17 protein-coding genes are annotated in these 17,657 nt (G+C 71.6%); 7 read left to right on the top strand and 10 right to left on the bottom strand.

Annotated features, from left to right (window positions below):
- Positions 1-92: 92 nt before the first annotated feature.
- From ACFVR6_RS02170 to ACFVR6_RS02145, 6 genes are all read right to left on the bottom strand, one after another.
- Positions 93-1,112: an NAD(P)-dependent alcohol dehydrogenase gene (locus ACFVR6_RS02170; RefSeq protein WP_386958377.1), complete on the bottom strand. Its 1,020-nt coding sequence runs from the start codon at positions 1,110-1,112 to the stop codon at positions 93-95.
- A complete protein-coding gene (locus tag ACFVR6_RS02165; protein ID WP_386958375.1) occupies positions 1,109-1,333 on the bottom strand; it encodes a helix-turn-helix transcriptional regulator in 225 nt (74 codons plus the stop codon). The genes ACFVR6_RS02170 and ACFVR6_RS02165 overlap by 4 nt, the downstream gene beginning before the upstream one ends.
- Positions 1,333-1,803 (bottom strand): hypothetical protein, encoded by a 471-nt coding sequence (locus tag ACFVR6_RS02160; protein ID WP_386958373.1) that lies wholly within the window; start codon positions 1,801-1,803, stop codon positions 1,333-1,335. Before ACFVR6_RS02160 ends, ACFVR6_RS02165 begins: the two co-directional genes overlap by 1 nt.
- 41 nt (positions 1,804-1,844) lie before the next feature.
- Complete coding sequence (locus ACFVR6_RS02155; RefSeq protein ID WP_386958371.1) at positions 1,845-3,371, bottom strand: arabinosylfuranosidase ArfA; 1,527 nt, start codon at positions 3,369-3,371, stop codon at positions 1,845-1,847.
- A 114-nt stretch (positions 3,372-3,485) separates the two neighbouring features.
- Positions 3,486-4,514: a LacI family DNA-binding transcriptional regulator gene (locus ACFVR6_RS02150; protein ID WP_386958369.1), complete on the bottom strand. Its 1,029-nt coding sequence runs from the start codon at positions 4,512-4,514 to the stop codon at positions 3,486-3,488.
- Positions 4,515-4,566: 52 nt separating this feature from the next.
- Complete coding sequence (locus ACFVR6_RS02145; RefSeq protein WP_386958368.1) at positions 4,567-8,295, bottom strand: bifunctional proline dehydrogenase/L-glutamate gamma-semialdehyde dehydrogenase; 3,729 nt, start codon at positions 8,293-8,295, stop codon at positions 4,567-4,569.
- Between the two features lie 239 nt (positions 8,296-8,534).
- On the opposite strand from ACFVR6_RS02145, the gene ACFVR6_RS02140 reads away from it, so the two are divergent.
- A complete protein-coding gene (locus tag ACFVR6_RS02140) occupies positions 8,535-9,407 on the top strand; it encodes a class II glutamine amidotransferase (RefSeq protein ID WP_386958366.1) in 873 nt (290 codons plus the stop codon).
- A 30-nt stretch (positions 9,408-9,437) separates the two neighbouring features.
- Here the strand turns inward: ACFVR6_RS02140 and ACFVR6_RS02135 are convergent, their stop codons facing one another.
- Complete coding sequence (locus ACFVR6_RS02135; RefSeq protein WP_386958364.1) at positions 9,438-9,998, bottom strand: acyl-CoA thioesterase; 561 nt, start codon at positions 9,996-9,998, stop codon at positions 9,438-9,440.
- A gap of 156 nt (positions 9,999-10,154) precedes the next feature.
- Here ACFVR6_RS02135 and ACFVR6_RS02130 point away from each other — a divergent pair, with 156 nt between their 5' ends.
- The 6 genes from ACFVR6_RS02130 to ACFVR6_RS02105 all read left to right on the top strand — a co-directional run bounded on the left by ACFVR6_RS02130 (position 10,155) and on the right by ACFVR6_RS02105 (position 14,090).
- The gene (locus ACFVR6_RS02130; protein WP_386958362.1) at positions 10,155-10,661 is read left to right on the top strand and encodes a GNAT family N-acetyltransferase; all 507 of its coding nucleotides are present in this window, start codon (positions 10,155-10,157) and stop codon (positions 10,659-10,661) included.
- A gap of 5 nt (positions 10,662-10,666) precedes the next feature.
- Complete coding sequence (gene cofE, locus ACFVR6_RS02125) at positions 10,667-11,422, top strand: coenzyme F420-0:L-glutamate ligase (RefSeq protein ID WP_386958360.1); 756 nt, start codon at positions 10,667-10,669, stop codon at positions 11,420-11,422.
- A 388-nt stretch (positions 11,423-11,810) separates the two neighbouring features.
- On the top strand, positions 11,811-12,140 hold the full coding sequence (locus ACFVR6_RS02120) for a PadR family transcriptional regulator (RefSeq protein WP_386958358.1): 330 nt from the start codon (positions 11,811-11,813) through the stop codon (positions 12,138-12,140).
- A 2-nt stretch (positions 12,141-12,142) separates the two neighbouring features.
- Positions 12,143-12,526, top strand: a complete 384-nt coding sequence (locus tag ACFVR6_RS02115; protein WP_386958825.1) for a DUF1048 domain-containing protein — start codon at positions 12,143-12,145, stop codon at positions 12,524-12,526.
- A complete protein-coding gene (locus tag ACFVR6_RS02110) occupies positions 12,523-13,332 on the top strand; it encodes an ABC transporter ATP-binding protein (RefSeq protein ID WP_386958356.1) in 810 nt (269 codons plus the stop codon). Before ACFVR6_RS02115 ends, ACFVR6_RS02110 begins: the two co-directional genes overlap by 4 nt.
- On the top strand, positions 13,329-14,090 hold the full coding sequence (locus tag ACFVR6_RS02105) for an ABC transporter permease (RefSeq protein WP_386958354.1): 762 nt from the start codon (positions 13,329-13,331) through the stop codon (positions 14,088-14,090). The genes ACFVR6_RS02110 and ACFVR6_RS02105 overlap by 4 nt, the downstream gene beginning before the upstream one ends.
- 70 nt (positions 14,091-14,160) lie before the next feature.
- On the opposite strand, the gene ACFVR6_RS02100 is transcribed toward ACFVR6_RS02105, so the two are convergent.
- From ACFVR6_RS02100 to ACFVR6_RS02090, 3 genes are all read right to left on the bottom strand, one after another.
- Positions 14,161-15,258: a phosphotransferase family protein gene (locus tag ACFVR6_RS02100; protein WP_386958353.1), complete on the bottom strand. Its 1,098-nt coding sequence runs from the start codon at positions 15,256-15,258 to the stop codon at positions 14,161-14,163.
- Between the two features lie 351 nt (positions 15,259-15,609).
- Positions 15,610-16,827 carry an acyl-CoA dehydrogenase family protein gene (locus tag ACFVR6_RS02095; protein ID WP_386958351.1) on the bottom strand — a complete coding sequence of 406 codons (1,218 nt, stop codon included), beginning with the start codon at positions 16,825-16,827 and terminating at the stop codon, positions 15,610-15,612.
- Positions 16,824-17,588: an SDR family oxidoreductase gene (locus ACFVR6_RS02090; protein WP_386958349.1), complete on the bottom strand. Its 765-nt coding sequence runs from the start codon at positions 17,586-17,588 to the stop codon at positions 16,824-16,826. Before ACFVR6_RS02090 ends, ACFVR6_RS02095 begins: the two co-directional genes overlap by 4 nt.
- Between the last annotated feature and the right edge of the window lie 69 nt (positions 17,589-17,657).

The following is a 17,657-nucleotide window of genomic DNA, read 5'->3' as shown; positions in this document are numbered from 1 at the left end:
TCGACCCGTGGTTCGTCAGCCGCGGGGAAAGGTCGATCCGGACACGCCGGGACCATTGTGACACGACGGATGCCCCGGTGTGGCGGTGATCGTCATCCGGCATCCTCCGCCCGCACGACGATCTTGCCGATCGTGTGTCCGGCGTCGATGTGCGCGAGCGCGGCACGGGACTCGGACTGCGGCCACACCCGCTCGATGTGCGGCACGAGGTCGCCCGCCGCGGCGAGACGCGCGAGCTCGGCGGTGACGTCAGGCTTGGCGGTGGCCGCGAGGGGACGCAGTCGCCGCGACCCGAAGAGCGACAGCACCATCGCCCGGGCGATGACGCCGAGCGGACCGATGACGGGACCGCTGCCGCCGCTCACGAGAGCGACGGTGCCGCCGGGCACGACCAGGCGCCGGAGCGTCCGCAGCGGATGGTCGCCGGCGATCACCACGACGGCGTCGAAGGATGCCGCCGGCAGCTGGGCGAGGTCCGTGCGACGGTGCTCGAGCACGGTCGCGGCTCCGAGCCCGGTGAGCACGGGGAGGGCCCGCGGGCCGGCGAGTGCGGTGACTTCGGCACCGCGCCGCGCCGCGAGCTGCACGGTGAAGTGCCCCACGCCACCGCCGGCGCCCACGACCAGCACCCGGGCGCCACGGGCGGTCTCGCCCTCGACACCGGCGAGCGCGAGTGCCTGCCACGCTGTGCCGCCGGCCATCGGCAGCGCGGCGGCGACGACGTCTTCCAGCCCGTCGGGGCGCCGCACGAGCCGCGCAGCCGGCACCGCGACGAAGGGTGCGAGCCCGCCGCCGGTGGCCTCGCCCAGCACCGCGTCGCCCACCCGCAGCGTCGTGACGCCGTCGCCCGCCGCAACCACCGTGCCGGCGATGTCGCGCCCCTGCACCATCGTGCGGGGGCGCCGCAGCCCGAACGCGAGGCGCAGCAGCAGCGGGTCGCCGCGCATGACGCGTGCATCGGCGGAGTTCAGCGATGTCGCCGCGACGCGCACCAGCACCTCGTCGGCGCGCGGCGCGGGCACAGGCACCTTCTCGGGGGCCACAGCGTCCGCGTCGCCGTAGCGGTGCTGCCGCCACGCGGTCATGGTCGTGGGGATGGCTTCAGTGCTCATGACGACTCCTCGTCGGGGTAGCGGAACACGGCATCCAGTGGCGTGCCGAACACGCGCGCGATCTGGAAGGCGAGCTCCAAGGTGGGCGAGTATCGTCCCTGCTCGATCGCGATGAGCGTCTGCCGCGTCACCCCGATGCGCCGGGCGAGCTCCACCTGGGTGAGGCCCGCGGCCTCGCGCAGCCCGCGGATGTCGTTGGTGACCTTCGTGGGCTTGACCATCAGGCCAGGCCCCGGCGGTAGGCGATGACCTGGGCGATGCCGCCGACGAGGGCCGACATCGCGAACCCGAGGAACATCGCGTTCGCGATCCAGAACCACGCAGCCTCCAGCGCGCACAGCGCGATCACACCGAGGCCCGCGATGACCAGGAACGCCTGGCCGACCCGGTCGCCCAGGCGCGCGATGTCACGGTCGCGCAGATCCGAAGCGCTCGCCCCCTCGGGGTCGCGCAGACCGGCGAGGATCCCCCACACGATGCTCAGCACGATCGAGCCGACGATGCCGCCGCCGATCGCCCACAGCATGATCGGCCACCACTGCACCTCGGTGAGCGGACCACCGTCGGCGGCCTGCAGGATCGCGATGACGTAGCCCGTCAGCACGAAGGGCAGGACGATGAGTCCCGCCCAGGTGTTCCGCTCTTGGTAGACCACGGCGTCCTCCTCGGGGGTGTCAAGAATCTTTGACACTCCCGAGTATCGGACGCCGTGGCATCCATGTCAAGAATTATTTACATCCCGGCCGTGGTTCCGAGTGCGACGGCCGTCCACGACACCGGCGGCAGGGTGATGGTGAGGATGCCGTCGGAGATCGCGGCCGACGTGTTCTCCCGCGGCGCGACGTGCTCCGGGTCCTCCAGCGTGTTCTTGGCGTTGACATCGTCGTCGGTGAGGGTGTGCGTCTCGAGGATGCCGGTCGCCCCGAGCGCGGCGATGTCGGCGGTGACGGTGATCGCCTCGGTGAGGCTGCGGTTCACGAGGAACAGCGCACTGTCCCCCGACGCGGCATCGTGCGTGGCCACGGCGTCGACCAGGGGCACCTCGCCGTACACGGCAGTGGTGTACTCCGGCGACGCCAGCTTCACCCGCAGCGCTTCGCCCCGCGCCAGGCGCGAGGTCAGCGAGAACGGGAAGAAGGTGGTCTGGCGCCACGCGGGCCCGCCGGGTTCGGTCATGATCGGCGCGATGACGTTGACCAGCTGCGCCAGCGACGCGCTCGTGACGCGGTCGGCGTGCTTGAGCAGCGAGATCATGAGGCTGCCGAACACGACGGCATCCGCCACGGAGTACACGTCCTCGAGCAGACGCGGGGCGACCGGCCAGTTGTCGATGCCTTCGATCTTGTCGACGCCGTGGAAGCGGTCGATGTACCAGACGTTCCACTCGTCGAACGAGATGTCGATGCGCTTGTCGCTGCCCTTGACGGCCTTCACGTGGTCGGCGGTCGCGACGACGGTCTCGATGAAGCCGTCCATGTCGACCGCGGACGCGAGGAAGCTGCCGAGGTCGCCGCCGCGCTCCTCGTAGTAGGCGTGGCAGGAGATGAGGTCGACGTCGTTGTAGGTGTGGGTCAGCACCACCCGCTCCCACTCGCCGAAGGTGGGCATGTGGGCGCTGGAGGATCCGCAGACGACGAGCTGGATGTCCGGGTCGAGCTGCCGCATGCCCTTCGCGGTCTGCGCGGCGAGCTTGCCGTAGTCGTCGGCGGAGCGGTGGCCCAGCTGCCACGGCCCGTCCATCTCGTTGCCCAGGCACCACATGCGCACGTCGAACGGCGCGATCCGGCCGTTGGCGATGCGCTGGTCGGACAGCGTCGTGCCGCCGGGGATGTTGGCGTACTCGAGCAGGTCGATCGCCTCCAGCGTCCCGCGCGTGCCGAGGTTGACCGCCAGCATCAGGTCGCTGCCGACCTTGTCGAGCCACGATGAGAATTCGTGCAGGCCCACCTCGTTGGTCTCCGTCGAGTGCCAGGCCAGGTCGAGCCGGCGCGGGCGGTCCTGGCGGGGTCCCACCGAGTCCTCCCACCGGAACCCCGAGACGAAGTTGCCCCCGGGGTAGCGGATCGTGGAGACACCGAGCTCGCGCACCAGCTCGATCACGTCGGTGCGGAACCCCTCGGCATCCGCGCTCGGGTGTCCGGGCTCGTAGATGCCGTCGTACACGTGCCGGCCGAGGTGCTCGACGAAGCCGCCGAAGAGTTGGCGCCGGATGGGGCCGATCGCGAAGGCGGGGTCGACGGTGAGACGTGCGTGGGTCATGGAGCGATCTTCCTGTTGTGCCGGCGAGCGCGACTTACAACGTTAGAAAGTAAACGTTGTACAGATGATGGAGGAAAGCAGCGGGCGCTGTCAAGGGTCGCCGCGGCGACACGATCAGCGGGTGGTGGAGGGCGATGCCGGGGCAGACTCGCGCTCGACGAGGCGGAAGTCGGCGAGGAGCAGCCGAGGCGGGGCGTCGGGGTCGGTGTTCGCGATGCGCTCGCGCAGCGTCGTGACCGCCGTCCGGGCGATCCAGTCGCGCCCGGGATCGACCGTCGTGAGCGACGGGATGGAGTACTGCGCCTCGTCGAGGTCGTCGAAGCCGATCACGGCGACGTCGCCGGGAACGGTGCGCCCCGCCTCCTGCAGCACGCGCGCGGCCCCCAGGGCCAGCGTGTCGTTGAAGCCGAAGACGGCATCGAACTCGACCCCGCGCTCCAGCAGCTCCCGCATCGTGCGGGCGCCGTTCGAGCGGTGCCAGAGGGTCGTGTAGCCGATGAGGTCGGGGTCGTACGGCACGCCGTGCGCCTCGAGCGCCTCGGCGTAGCCGCGCAGCCGCAGCCCGGCCGAGCCGATCACCTCGCCCTCGTGCGCGCCGACGACCGCGATGCGTCGGCGGCCGGATGCCAGCAGGTGCTCCGTCGCCGCGCGGGCGGCCTCCACGTTGCGCATCGTCACGTGGTCGGCGGGCCCGTCGAAGATCCGCTCGCCGAGCACGACCAGCGGATACGGCACGGACAGCGCCGCCACGTCGTCCTGCCCCATACCGAGCGGGCTGAAGATGAGGCCGTCGGTGAGCTTGAGGCGGCCGCTGCGCAACAGCTCGAGTTCGCGGTCGCGGTCGCCGCCGGTCTGCTCGATGAGCACGACCAGGTGCGCCCGCTCGGCCTCGGCGATGACGGCGGCGGCGAGCTCGGCGAAGTACGCCAGCCCGAGGTCGGGCACGGCGAGGGCGATCACCCCGGTGCGCCCGGAGCGGAGGTTGCGCGCCGTCAGGTTGGGCGTGTAGCCCAGCTCGGCGATCGCCTTCTCCACCTTTTCGCGCGTGGCCGGGCGGATGTGGGGATAGTCGTTGATGACGTTGGAGACCGTCTTGATCGACACGCCCGCCAGCCGTGCCACGTCATGCAGTGTCGCCGCCATGGCCACCTCCCCCGGGTCACCCTACAACGTTGCAGAGCCCACCTGCGGAAGCTCAGATCACCGCTTCGCTCCACGGGTCGGGGTTGCCGAAGCGGTGCGCCGTGATGGTGATCGACTGCTCGCGCAGGAACGGCAGCAGCTCCAGCCGTCCCGCCGTGGTCACCTCGTTGTCGTAGACCGCCAGGTCGGGGTCGCCGGCGACCGCCTCGGCGAGCGCCCGGTGGAGCGAGCTGACCGACTCCCGCGGGCCGACCAGGCGGGCGCGGGTGGGACGCCCGGAGGGCATCCCGAGGTCTGCGGATGCCGCATCGACGCCGGCGCCCACGATGCGCTGCAGCCACTGTTCGTCGGTCTCGACGTGCACCGACGCGCCCACGTCACCGAGCGCGCGACGCACCGCTGCGGGCAGGCCCACCGGCGCGCTGAGGGTGAACGGCGTTCCCGCCCGGATGCCGGCGACGACCACCCGCAGCACCGTCTGCCACGTGGCATCCGCCGTCGCCCGCACCGCGACGCCCTGGGCGGGCCGGTACCGGAAGAGATTGCGTTCCACGCCCAGCTGCGACACGTCGCGCACGGCACCGAACTCGCGGTCCCAGACGATGGCATCCGACAGCGCACCGCGGCGCAGCCAGTCGAACCCCTCGTAGTCCAGCGTCGGCTGGGCCGCTTCGATGATCGCGGTGATGCGCGAGTCGAGCCCGCGCAGGTGCAGTGTCGACGACGCCGAGCCACCGGTCGAGGGACGCCAGGAGCCGAGTCCCACGAGATAGTTGGGGCCGCCCGCCTTGGCGCCCGCGCCCACCGACGACCGCTTCCACCCGCCGAAGGGCTGGCGTTGCACGATCGCGCCGGTGGTGCCGCGGTTGACGTAGAGGTTGCCGGCCTCGACGCGCGACAGCCACAGCGCGAGGTCGTCGGGGTGCTGCGTGTACAGCCCCGCGGTGAGGCCGTAGGCGACGGCGTTCTGCAGCTCGATGGCCTCGGCGAGAGAGCCGGCGTGCATGATGCCGAGCATCGGCCCGAAGAACTCTTCGAGGTGCGTGCGCGACCCGGGCTGCACGCCCACGCGGATGCCCGGGGTCCACAGGCGCCCGGCGTACTCCGGGTCGACGTCGTCGATGCGGCGCGGCTCGACGAGCCACTTCTCGCCGTCCTCGAGCGTATGAAGCGCCCAGTCGAGCTTGCCGGTGGGCACCTCGATGAGGGGGCCCATCTCGGTGCGCGGGTCGGTCGGCACCCCCACGCGCAGCGAGCGCGTGGCATCCACCAACTGCCGGGCGAAGCGCGGCGACCGCCCCACTGGGCCGACGAGGATCGCCAGCGACGCGGCCGAGCATTTCTGACCGGCGTGACCGAAGGCGCTGCGCACGAGGTCGGCGGCGGCGAGGTCGAGGTCGGCGGTGGGCATGATGATCATCGCGTTCTTGCCGCTGGTCTCGGCCAGCAGCGGCAGCGAGGGGCGCCACGACCCGAACAGCGCCGCGGTGTCCCACGACCCGGTGAGGATCACGCGGTCCACAGCCGGGTGGGAGATGAGCCGCTCCCCCAGCTCGCCTTCGTCGAGGTCGACCAGGGCGAGCACGTCGCGCGGCACGCCCGCCGCCCACAGCGCCTCGGCGATGACGGCGGCGCACCGTCGCGCCTGCGGTGCGGGTTTGAGCACGACGCCCGACCCGGCGGCGAGCGCGGCGAGCACACCGCCGGCGGGGATGGCGATGGGGAAGTTCCAGGGCGGGGCGACGACGGTCAGCCGCGACGGCTCGAACACCGCACCGCTGACGCGGTCGAGCTCGCGCGCCGTGGCGGCGTAGTAGTCGGCGAAGTCGACGGCCTCGCTCACCTCGACATCGGCCTCGGCGAGCACCTTGGCCGTCTCGGAGGCGGCGACCTCGATCAGTTCCGCGCGCCGCGCCTCGAGGGCGCGGCCGGCGGCCAGCAGCACGACGGCGCGGTCCGCGGCGGGGCGCGCACCCCAGGCGCCAGCCGCCGCGGTCACGGTCGCGATGACGCGTTCGAGATCGCCGATGTCGGTCACGCGTGCGGCGTCGATCGTGGCATCCCCCGCCGCACTCACCTCGATGCGCGCGTAGACGGCATCCGCCCACGCCCGGTTCGCGGGGACGGCGGGGTCGGTGTCGGGTGCGTTGCGGAAGCCGGGGGCACCGAGCGCGCGGCGGGTCTCGCGCGGGGCGAACACGGCGGTCTCGACGAACTCGTGACCGCCGAACAGCACGGCATCGACGGCGGGCTCCACGGGCACCGTGTCGTCGGGGTCGGTCGTGGCCGAGCGGGCGATGCCGAGCACCGCCTGGGTGAGACCGTCGTCGTCCGCGGCAGCGGCCTCGCGCACGATCGCGTGCGGCCCCGCGCCGGGGGCGACGGTGCGGTCCTGCGTGCGGCGGGGCCCTGTCGCCAGGCCCGGCTCGGTGCTGCGGTCGAGGGAGTCCAGGAACCGATCGCGCTCACGCTCGAACAGCGCGGGGTCGGCGCCGAGGTCGAGGGCGGCGGAGAGGAAGTTCTCGCTGGAGGCGTTCTCCTCCAATCGGCGCACGAGGTAGCTGATGGCCACGTCGAACTCGTCGGGGCGCACGACCGGCACGTACAGCAGCACGGGGCCGACCTCGCGGGCCACGGCGTGCACCTGCGCCTGGGCCATGCCCAGCAGCATCTCGATGTCGATGTCGTCCTGCACGCCCCGCTCCCCCGCCAGCAGCCACGCGTAGGCGATGTCGAACAGGTTGTGACCGGCGACGCCGATGCGCACCGCCGCGGTGCGGTCGGGCTGCAGCGCCCAGTCGAGGCACCGCAGGTAGTTCGCGTCGGTGTCGAGCTTGGTGTCGTAGGTCGCGAGCGGCCAGTCGTGCATGGCGGCATCCACCCGCTCCATCGCGAGGTTGGCGCCCTTCACGAGGCGGATCTTGATGCGGGCGCCGCCGTCGGCGACGCGGGCGCGCGCCCACGCCGACAGCTCCTGCAGCGCGGGGAGGGCGTCGGGGAGGTAGGCCTGCAGCACGATGCCGGCTTCCAGGCCCGCCAGGCGCGTGTCTTCGAGCAGGCGCGTGAACACTGCGATCGTGAGATCGAGGTCGCGGTACTCCTCCATGTCGAGGTTGATGAAGGTGCCATCGGATGCCGCGGAGACGTACAGCGGCAGCAGCCGCTCGACGACGGCATCCACCGTCTGATCGAACGCCCACAGCGAGATGCGCGGCATGATCGCGGAGACCTTCACCGAGACGTAGTCGACGTCGTCGCGGCGGATGAGGTCGTGGATGCCGTCGCGGCGGTGGAGCGCCTCGGTGTCGCCGAGCACGGCCTCGCCGAGCAGATTGAGGTTGAGCCGGGCGCCCGACTCGCGGATGCGGGCGATGGCTTTGCCGAGCTTGTCGGGGCGCGCGTCGACGACGAGGTGCCCCACCATCTCGCGCAGCACGCGGCGGGCGATGGGCACGACGGGGGTCGGCAGCACGGGCGCCACCGCCCCGCCCACGCGCACGGCTCCGCGCAGGTACCAGGGCAGGAAGTCGGGGACCAGCGGGGCGATGCGGGTGAGGTGGGAGGCCGCGGCCGACAGGCTCTCCGGACGCATGACGCCGTCGACGAAGCCGATCGTGAACGGCAGGCCGCGGGGGTCCTTGAGCACGCCCGCGAGGCGCTGGGCAGCCGGGTCGGTCTCGACGCTCGCCGACTCGGTGACCCATCGCTGCGCGAGCTCGACGGCGCGCTGGGCGAGCGGTTCCCCCTCGGAGCGCGGCGGATCGTGGGGCGTCTGCGGCATGCGCCCAGCCTAGGTCGGCGGCGGGCTGCCGGGCCGGAGGACGCGTCGCGCGGACGGTGTCCGCGGGCGGTGTCCGCGGACGCACCCGCGGGCGGTGTCGGAATTCAGGCTCTGGGCGCTGATCCGACCCGATTCGGCCGCTCCACGCCCCGCCGGCCTGAATTCCGGCGCGGAAGGGGCGTCGACGCGCCGACGATCCCCTGCGATCATGGCCGCACAATGCGAGCGAGGGAGGGCACATGTGCCGCTGGGTCGCCTATCTGGGTTCTCCGCTGCCCGTCGAGGACGTGCTCGTGCGTCCGGACCATTCGCTGATCGACCAGAGCCTGGTCGCCCGAAAGCTATACCTGCCCGGGATCGCCATGTCGTCGCAGTTCCGTGGGCACGCCTTCCCCACCAACGGCGACGGCTTCGGACTCGCGTGGTCCGGCAGGCGGGACACCCCGGGCCAGTACCGCCAGTCCACTCCGGCGTGGGACAGCGACAACCTGCGCCACCTCGCCGCGGAGATCGAATCGGGGTGCTTCCTCGCCCACGTGCGTGCGGCGCCGGGCGGAACGATCTCGGATCAGAACGCGCATCCCTTCGTGTACGGCAAGTGGATGTTCCAGCACAACGGCGAGATCGGCGGATTCGCCGATCTCAAGCGCGAACTGACGATGGAGGTGGCGCCGGAGCTGTACCCGTTCATCCGGGGCACGACCGACAGCGAGGTCTGCTTCTTCCTCGCCCTCACCTACGGGCTGGACACCGATCCTGTCGCCGCACTCAGGCGCATGGTCGAACGCGTCGAGACGGCTCGTCGCGACCGCGGCATCGCCGCGGCCTTCCGCGGCGCGATGTGCGCGTCGGATGGACGCCGCCTCGTGGTGCTGCGCTGGTCGAGCCCGGACGCCCCGCAGTTGCCGCCGCCGTCGCTGTTCCACAGCATCGGGCCCGAGACGCTGCACGTGGCGAAGGGGGTGACCGAACAACTCCCCGACGACGCACAACTCGTCGTCTCGGAGCCGCTCGAACTGCACGCCTCCCGACGCCGTTGGGAGGAGATCCCGGATGCCACGATCGGGGTCTTCACGCGTGAAGCCGCTCCGGTGTTCACCGCGCTGAGCTGATCACGGCGTGGGCTGCCCGCCGGGGGCGGGTCAGTCCCAGGTGCTGGGCGCGGGGCTCTTGGTCGAGGGCAGGGCGGATGCCGCCGCCCACTGGGCCACCCACGGCGCCATCGCCGGCAGATCGTCGGGCCTGTGGAGCGCCTCGAACAGCTCGTCCAGCGGCACGATGCCGCCGCTGCGGCGCAGGAAGCGTGCCCGCACCAGCATCTCGGCGTAGATCTCGCCGCCGACGACCGCGCGATGGATCATGTACACCGACTTGTCGTCGTGTCCCTGCAGCCGCGACTCCACGGTGAACCGCTGCCAGAGCCCGAGGGATTTGCGGAACGTGATGGTCTCGCTCGCGACGACGGCGTACCAGCCGCGGGCGTTGACGAGGTCCCACATGCCGGTGCGCACCAGCAGGTCGAAACGGCCGAGGTCGAACAGCGACGCGTAGCGGCCGTTGTTCATATGTCCCAGCAGGTCGATGTCGGTGGGCAACGTGCGCAGGCGAACCCGGCCGACCGCGGTCGGCTCGATCGGCCCGTTGCGCCGCAGCCGGACCTTGGCCCGCAGGATCGTCAGAAGAGTCCGCCACCACACGTTCACGAGGCGTGATGCTAGCGGGATCGACGACGGTTCGGGCAATCGCGTTGAGGATCCGCACAACGAGCGCGTAGGGCCGTTCCCCCGTGCTCGCACCCCGCCCATTAACCCCGGCGATCCCGATTTCGCGGCCACGCGGCCCGCGCGTAGAGTCGCGGCATGGAACGCGAGACCCAGACCGACATCGTCGTCCGTCCGGTGCGGGATGTGGACGCAGAGGCCCTCGGCCGCGTGCACGCCGCGTGCTGGCACGAGACCTACGACCACCTCATCAGCAAGGCCGCGCTCGAGAACGTCTCCCCCCGGCGCCTGGCGGAACTGTGGACCCACTGGGCCCAGCAGGGCCCCGACTTCCGCATGCACGCCGCACTCGACGACGGCGAGATCGTCGGATTCGTCGGCTCGGGTCCGGCCCGAGACCGCGACGCCCCGCGCAGCCGCGAGCTGTACTTCATCTACCTGCTCGCCCGGTATCAGGGCACCGGCGTGGGCCAGCGACTCTTCGACGCCGCCATCCACCCCGACGAAGAGGCCTACCTCTGGGTCGCCGAGGACAACCCCCGCGCGCACCGGTTCTACCAGCGCAACGGCTTCGCCCTCGACGGCGCCGCACACACCGAACCCTTCCTCGGCGAGACGCTGACCGAAGTCCGCTTCGTCCGCTGAGCGTCGTGCTGCAGGCCTGGGCGCTCGACGGCATCCCGGAGATCACGGCCGGCGATGACCTCGTCGCGCTGATCGCGGATGCCGCCGGCGGCACCATCGCCGACGGCGACATCCTCGTGGTGACCTCGAAGATCGTGTCCAAGGCGGAGGGCCGCATGATCCGCGCGGACGACCGCGAGGATGCGATCACCGCCGAGACGGTGCGCGTCGTCGCCTCGCGCACCGCGGCATCCGGTCATGTCACCCGCATCGTCGAGAATCGGCTCGGCATCGTCTCGGCGGCGGCGGGGGTGGATGCCTCCAACACCCCGCACGGCACGGTGCTGCTGCTGCCGGTGGATCCGGATGCCTCCGCCCGCGCGATCGCCGGGGGCCTCCGCGAGCGGCTCGGCGTGCAGGTGGGCGTCATCGTCTCCGACACCCTGGGCCGCGCGTGGCGCGAGGGGCAGACCGACCACGCGATCGGCGCCGGCGGTGTCGTCGTGATGGAGGACCTGCGCGGACAGACGGATGCCGAGGGTCGCCCGCTCGTGGTGACCATGCCGTGCGTCGCGGACGAGCTGGCCGCGGCCGGCGACCTCGTGAAGGGCAAGGCGTCGCGGCGTCCCGTGGCCGTCGTGCGCGGCCGCGCCGACCTCGTGGGGTCGCTCGAGCTCCCCGGCGCCCGCTCGATCGTGCGCCCCGCGCAGCGGGACTTCTTCCACCTGGGCGCCGACGAGGCATACGCGCAGGGCTACGCCGCCGGGCTCGCCGCGCGCTGACGCGCGGCATCCGCCCCCTCGCCCGATACGCGCCCCGAACCGGCGCCGGAGCGACTTCGTCACCCAGTACGCGCCCCAAAGTCGGGGCCGGTGGCCGCCGGCGCCCGATACGCGCCCCAAACCCGGGGTTGGCGGCCGCCGGCGCCCGACACGCGCCCCGAACCCGGGGCCGGTGGCCTCGTGACCCGATACGCGCCCCGAACCCGGGGTTGATGGCCTCCGTCGCCCAGTACGCGCCCCGAACCGGCGCCGGAGCGGCTTCGTCACCCGATACGCGCCCCGAACCGGAGCGACCGGAGCGACCGGAGGATCCGCCCCTTGTGCATCCTTCGGTATTCAGTGATACTGACTACCGGTAGTCAACAACACTGAGTAGTAAAGGGTGGCGATGGGAAAGCAGATGACCGAGATGCTCAAGGGCACGCTCGAGGGGGTCGTCCTGGCGATCCTCGCGCTGCGTCCGGCATACGGCTACGAGATCACCACCTGGCTGCGTGAGCAGGGGTTCTCCGACATCGCCGAAGGCACCGTCTACGCACTGCTGGTCCGCATCGAACAGCGCGGCCTCGTGGACGTGGAGAAGGTCACGTCCGAAAAGGGACCGCCGCGCAAGGTGTACTCGCTGAACGTGCAGGGACACGAACAGCTCGAAGAGTTCTGGAGGACGTGGAGCTTCCTGGCAGAACGTTTGGAACAGCTCCACCGAGGGGGGAAATGACCATGGCCGCAGGCTGGATCGAAAAGGTCACCGGACCGATCGAAGAGAAGAAGCAGTACAAGCAGTACAAGGCACGCGTGGCGCAACTGCCCGCGGACTACCGCACCGCCACCGCGGCACTGGAGCGCTACCTCATGTACTACGGCTCGATCACCAAGGGCGACATCTTGGTCGCGATGCTCGGCGACCTCGCCGATCTGTTCGAGCGGGCTGCGGCCGACGGCACGCCGATCCGCGCGATCGTCGGCGAGGACCCGGTGGAGTTCGCCGAGGAGTTCATGCGCAACTACACCGCCGGGCAGTGGATCAACAAGGAGCGTGCCCGACTGGTCAAGGCCATCGACGCCGTGACCGGCGACACCGCCGGAAAGGAAGCGGAGTCATGACCGCCACACAGACTCCTGCCATCCGCGTGGCGGGACTGGAGAAGTCGTTCAAGGACCTGCATGTGCTGCGGGGCGTGGACTTCGACGTCGAACGCGGGAGCATCTTCGCCCTCCTGGGATCGAACGGCGCCGGCAAGACCACGGTCGTGCGCATTCTCTCGACGCTGCTCAAGGCGGATGCCGGCACGGCGACGGTCAACGGTGCCGATGTGGTCGGGCAGGCGGCCGCGGTGCGCGAATCGATCAGCCTCACCGGCCAGTTCGCCGCCGTCGACGAGGTCCTCACCGGCCGGGAGAACCTGATCCTGATCGCGAAGCTCCGGCACATGAAGGACCCGGGCGCGATCGCCGACGCGCTGCTGGCCCGCTTCTCGCTCACCGATGCCGCAGGCCGCAAGACCGGGACCTACTCCGGCGGCATGCGGCGACGGCTGGACATCTCGATGAGCCTCATCGGCGACCCGCCGGTGATCTTCCTCGACGAGCCCACCACTGGGCTCGACCCCGAGGCGAGGCTCGAGGTGTGGGAGGCGGTGCGCGCGCTCGCCCGCGGCGGCACCACCGTGCTGCTGACCACGCAGTACCTCGACGAGGCCGAACAGCTCGCCGACCGCATCGCGATCCTGCACCAGGGCCGCATCATCGCGAACGGCACGCTGGCACAGCTGAAGAAGCTGCTGCCGCCGGCGAAGGTCGAATACGTCGAAAAGCAGCCCACCCTCGAGGAGGTCTTCCTCGCCATCATCGGCAGCGATGCCACCGCTCCGGCCACGGCGCCGGCGCCCACCAGTAGGGAACGCTCATGACCACGCACCTCCTCGGCGACACCGCCGTGCTGACGGGCCGGTCGCTGCGCCACATCCTGCGCAGCCCCGACACGATCATCACCACGGCCGTCACCCCGATCGCCCTCATGCTGATGTTCGTCTACGTCTTCGGGGGAGCGATCGACGTCGGCCCCGAGTCGTACATCGACTACATGCTGCCCGGCATCCTGCTGATCACGATCGCCTCGGGCATCGCATACACCGCGTACCGGCTGTTCCTGGACATGCAGGGCGGCATCTTCGAGCGGTTCCAGTCCATGCCCATCGCCCGCTCCGGCGTGCTGTGGGGCCACGTACTGACATCGATGGTCGCCAACGCGGTCTCGCTCGTGATCGTCGTCGGCGTCGCGCTGATCATGGGATTCCGCACCGGAGCAGGGGTGCTGGAGTGGCTCGCGGTCATCGGCATGCTGCTGCTGTTCACCCTGGCACTGACCTGGATCGCCGTGATCGCGGGGCTGTCGGCGAAGACCGTCGACGGCGCCAGCGCCTTCTCATACCCGCTGATCTTCCTGCCGTTCATCAGCTCCGCGTTCGTGCCCACCGAGACCATGCCCGCCCCGGTGCGCTGGTTCGCCGAGCACCAGCCGGTCACCTCCATCGTCGACACCACTCGTGCCCTGTTCGCCGGGGAGCCGGTGGGCACGGACATCTGGGTCGCGCTGGCGTGGTGCGTCGGCATCCTCATCGTCGCCTTCGTCCTGGCGATGAACATCTACAAGCGCAAGATCTCCTAGCCGCGGACGTGACAGACCGCCGACACGGATGCCGCCACCTCGCTGCAGCGGGGCGGCGGCGTTCATCGTGTCAGCGCCGCGCGTCCCCCGCGATCCCCGCCAGCCGCGCCGCCTCCCCCAGCAGCACCGGCACACCACGCTCCAGCGTCGGAGCGAAGGCGTCCCCCGGACGCTCGCCGTCGAGCCAGCGGGTGTGGATCGCCTCGCAGAACACCGCCGCCTTCCACAGCGCCAGCACCTGGTACCAGGCCAGCGCCGCCACGTCGGCGCCCGTGCGCTCGACGTAGTGATCGACGAGGTCCGCCCGCGACGGGAAGCCGTCGCCGCGAGTCACGGGCGTGAGCTCGAGCGGCGTGGCCACCGCCCCTGACTCGGCATACGTGGCCACCATGTACCCGAGGTCGGCGAGCGGATCACCCAACGTCGCCATCTCCCAGTCGAGGATCGCCTGCACCCGCACGGGCGCCGCGGGCTCGAACATCAGGTTGCCGATGCGGTAGTCGCCGTGCACCACGCTCGCGCGCAGCGACGCCGGCCGGTGGGCCGCGAGCCAATCGGCGAGCGCGTCGACGGTAGGGAGCACGCGGCGCGACACCGTCGGCCAGAGCGCGGCGAACCGGTCGACCTGCCGGGCGAGGTAGCCGTCGGGGCGCCCGAGGGTCGAGACCGGGCCGGCCGCGGCATCCACGCCGTGCAGCTCGGCGAGCGCGTCGACGGCCGCGAACACCATCTCGCGTCGCGCGGCCGGATCGTCGAGGTGGGCGGGCATGCGGTCTGTCACGACGACGCCGTCGAGGTGCTCCATGACGTAGAACGGCCCTCCGAGCACAGCGGGGTCGTCACAGACCGCGACGATGCGGGGCACGCGCGCGCCGGCACCGGCGAGCACCCGCTGCACGCGCGCCTCGCGCAGCATGTCGTGGGTCGTCGGCGGCAGCGGGGGCCGCGGTCCGCGGCGCAGCACCAGGCGGCGTCCCGCCACCTCGATCGCGAACGTGACGTTGGAGTGTCCGTCGCCGATGCGTCGCGCGTGAAGTTCGCCGGCTCCGTCGAGCCCGACGGATGCCAGATACTCGCGGAGCGGATCGATCACCAGGAGCGGCGGCAGCGGCATCCGGTTCGCCTCCGCGCGGGTGCGCGCGATGTCGGCGCCGCCAACCGCGCTCACCGCGCCACCCCCGGGGCTGTGCGGGACACCGCGGTCGGCACCGCGGCCGGGCGCCCGATACGCGCCCCGAACCGCGGTTCGGGCACACCCGTTGCCCGATACGCGCCCCAAACCCCGGGAGAACCGGCTTCGGTACCCGATACGCGCCCCACCCCGGCGCGAGCAACCACCGACCCCACACCCGTTGCCCGATACGCGCCCCAAACCCCCCGGGAACCGGCTTCGGTACCCGATACGCGCCCCGAACCGGGGGCGACGACCACGGCCACGGGCCGGACGCACGCGCCCAGCGCCGCGCTCACGGCCGCTCCCCCGCGGCCACGACGTCGCGGCGCGGCCGGCCGACGGCGGTCACCGCGACGCCCCGGGGTCGACACGGTCGCGGCGCGGCTCGCCCGCGGCGACCTCCCGGTCGCGGGCACGCATCGCGCGCCGGGCGATCGCCCAGCGGTGCGTCTCACTGGACCCGTCGTAGATGCGGAAGGGCCGCACCTCGTTGAGGTACTGGATCAGCGGCAGCCCCGAGCTCACCCCGTCACCGCCGCACAGCTGCACCGCCCGGTCGATCACGCGGTACACCGCCTCGGAGGCGTGCACCTTGGCCACCGACGACAGTGCGGCACCGGCGCGGGGGTCCGCCTCGAGCACGCGCGCCGCCTTGTCGATGAGGGCATCCGTGGTCTCCAGGTCGATCACGCTCTCCGCGATGAGCGCCTGGGCAAGCCCCAGGTCCCCCAGCCGGGCACCGAACAGCTGCCGGTTCGCGGCGCGGTCCAGCGCGATGTCGTGCGCGCGGCGGGCCAGGCCGAGCCACCGCATGCAGTGGGTCAGCCGCGCCGGCCCCAGGCGCACCTGCGCATAGCGGAAGCCTTCGCCCGGCTGCCCCAGCACGTCGGCGTCGGGGACGAACACCCCGTCGAAGACCACGTGCGGGTGCCCGCCCGCGATCGCCGCCTCGATCGTTCCGATCCCCGGGCCCACCCGCACGCCGGTGGCATCCAGCGGCGTGAGGAACATCGTCGCACCGGCGCCGAACTCCCCCGTGGCCTCGGTGCGTGCCATCACGATCGCGAACGCTCCGCCCTCGGCGCCGGAGATGAACCGTTTCTCGCCGTCGATGACCCAGCCGCCGTCCACGCGCCGCGCGGTCGTCGCGAGCGCCTCCGGGTCGGATCCGGCACCGGGGTGCGGCTCGGTCATCGCGAACGCCGAGCGGATGCCGCCCTGCACGAGGGGTCGCAGATACCGCTCCTTCTGCTCCCGGCCGGCCACGACCTCCAGCAGGCGCATGTTGCCCTCATCGGGCGCCATGCAGTTGAGCGCCGCCGGCCCGATGGGCGAGTACCCCGCCTCCTGGAACACCGGCGACCACTCCGGCAGCGCCAGCCCGAGCCCGCCGTACTCCACCGGCGCATGCGGGGCATACACGCCGGCGTCACGCGCGGCGGCGCGCAGTGCGGCCAGTGCGTCCTCGCGCAGCGTCTCGCCCCACGCCGGCTCGGCGGGGATCACCACGTCGCGCACGAACGCCCGCGTGCGGGCGACGAGATCGATGGATGCCGCGTTCATGCCGTTCCCCCCGCGTTGAGCAGTCCGCCGTCGAGGGTCAGCACCTGGCCAGTCACCCAGGCGGCGCCGTCCGAACAGAGGTAGGCGACCGCTGCGGCCACATCATCGGGGACGCCGAGCCGGCCGAGCGGATAGTCGGCGGTCACCTCCTCTTCTCGACCCTCGTACAGTGCCCGCGCGAAGCGGGTCTTCACGACCGCCGGGGCCACCGCGTTGACCCGCACGCGCGGGGCCAGCTCCACCGACAGCGTGCGGGTGAGGTGGGCCACAGCCGCCTTGCTGACGCCGTACCAGCCGATGCCGGGCGAGGGCACCTGCCCGGTGACCGAGGCGAGGTTGACCACCGCCGCCTGCTCCGACTGCGCGCCGAGCCCGCTGCGCAGCGCCGCCTGGGTCCAGGCGAGGGTGCCGATGACGTTGACCTCGAGGATCTTGCGCGCGGCATCCAGGTCCAGCCCGGCCAGCGGCCCGAAGACGGGGTTGATCCCGGCGTTGTTGACCAGGATGTCCAGCCGCCCGAACTCCTCCTCGATGCGCGCGAACACCTCCTCCCGGTGGGCGGGGTCATCGGCGGCGCCGGCCACCGCGATCGCGCGGTCGCGGCCGATCGCCACGACCTCCTCGTCCAGGCCCTCGGCCCTGCGGGCGGTCAAGCACACGAACGCGCCGTCGGCGGCCAGGCGCTCGGCGATCGCCCGTCCGATCCCCCGGCTGGCGGCGGTGATCAGCGCGACGCGCCCCTGCAACGCGGCATCCGGCATGGCATCTCCTTCGATGAGCGAATTTGTCTAATCCTGATTAAAGACCTTGTCGACCGCAAGCCGTATCCT

Source organism: Microbacterium sp. NPDC058021 (assembly GCF_042885955.1).
Classification (GTDB): Bacteria; Actinomycetota; Actinomycetes; order Actinomycetales; family Microbacteriaceae; genus Microbacterium.
This window is presented reverse-complemented; position numbering and strand designations above follow the sequence as displayed.

What these genes read in the sequence shown, in the direction of transcription:
- ACFVR6_RS02120 (WP_386958358.1), top strand. Translation starts at nt 11,811, where the DNA reads ATGGGAAAGCAGATGACCGAGATGCTCAAGGGCACGCTCGAGGGGGTC.
- ACFVR6_RS02165 (WP_386958375.1), bottom strand. Translation starts at nt 1,333, where the DNA reads ATGGTCAAGCCCACGAAGGTCACCAACGACATCCGCGGGCTGCGCGAG.
- ACFVR6_RS02140 (WP_386958366.1), top strand. Translation starts at nt 8,535, where the DNA reads ATGTGCCGCTGGGTCGCCTATCTGGGTTCTCCGCTGCCCGTCGAGGAC.
- ACFVR6_RS02170 (WP_386958377.1), bottom strand. Translation starts at nt 1,112, where the DNA reads ATGAGCACTGAAGCCATCCCCACGACCATGACCGCGTGGCGGCAGCAC.
- ACFVR6_RS02150 (WP_386958369.1), bottom strand. Translation starts at nt 4,514, where the DNA reads ATGGCGGCGACACTGCATGACGTGGCACGGCTGGCGGGCGTGTCGATC.
- ACFVR6_RS02155 (WP_386958371.1), bottom strand. Translation starts at nt 3,371, where the DNA reads ATGACCCACGCACGTCTCACCGTCGACCCCGCCTTCGCGATCGGCCCC.
- ACFVR6_RS02115 (WP_386958825.1), top strand. Translation starts at nt 12,143, where the DNA reads ATGGCCGCAGGCTGGATCGAAAAGGTCACCGGACCGATCGAAGAGAAG.
- ACFVR6_RS02095 (WP_386958351.1), bottom strand. Translation starts at nt 16,827, where the DNA reads ATGAACGCGGCATCCATCGATCTCGTCGCCCGCACGCGGGCGTTCGTG.
- ACFVR6_RS02090 (WP_386958349.1), bottom strand. Translation starts at nt 17,588, where the DNA reads ATGCCGGATGCCGCGTTGCAGGGGCGCGTCGCGCTGATCACCGCCGCC.
- ACFVR6_RS02145 (WP_386958368.1), bottom strand. Translation starts at nt 8,295, where the DNA reads ATGCCGCAGACGCCCCACGATCCGCCGCGCTCCGAGGGGGAACCGCTC.
- ACFVR6_RS02110 (WP_386958356.1), top strand. Translation starts at nt 12,523, where the DNA reads ATGACCGCCACACAGACTCCTGCCATCCGCGTGGCGGGACTGGAGAAG.
- ACFVR6_RS02130 (WP_386958362.1), top strand. Translation starts at nt 10,155, where the DNA reads ATGGAACGCGAGACCCAGACCGACATCGTCGTCCGTCCGGTGCGGGAT.
- ACFVR6_RS02105 (WP_386958354.1), top strand. Translation starts at nt 13,329, where the DNA reads ATGACCACGCACCTCCTCGGCGACACCGCCGTGCTGACGGGCCGGTCG.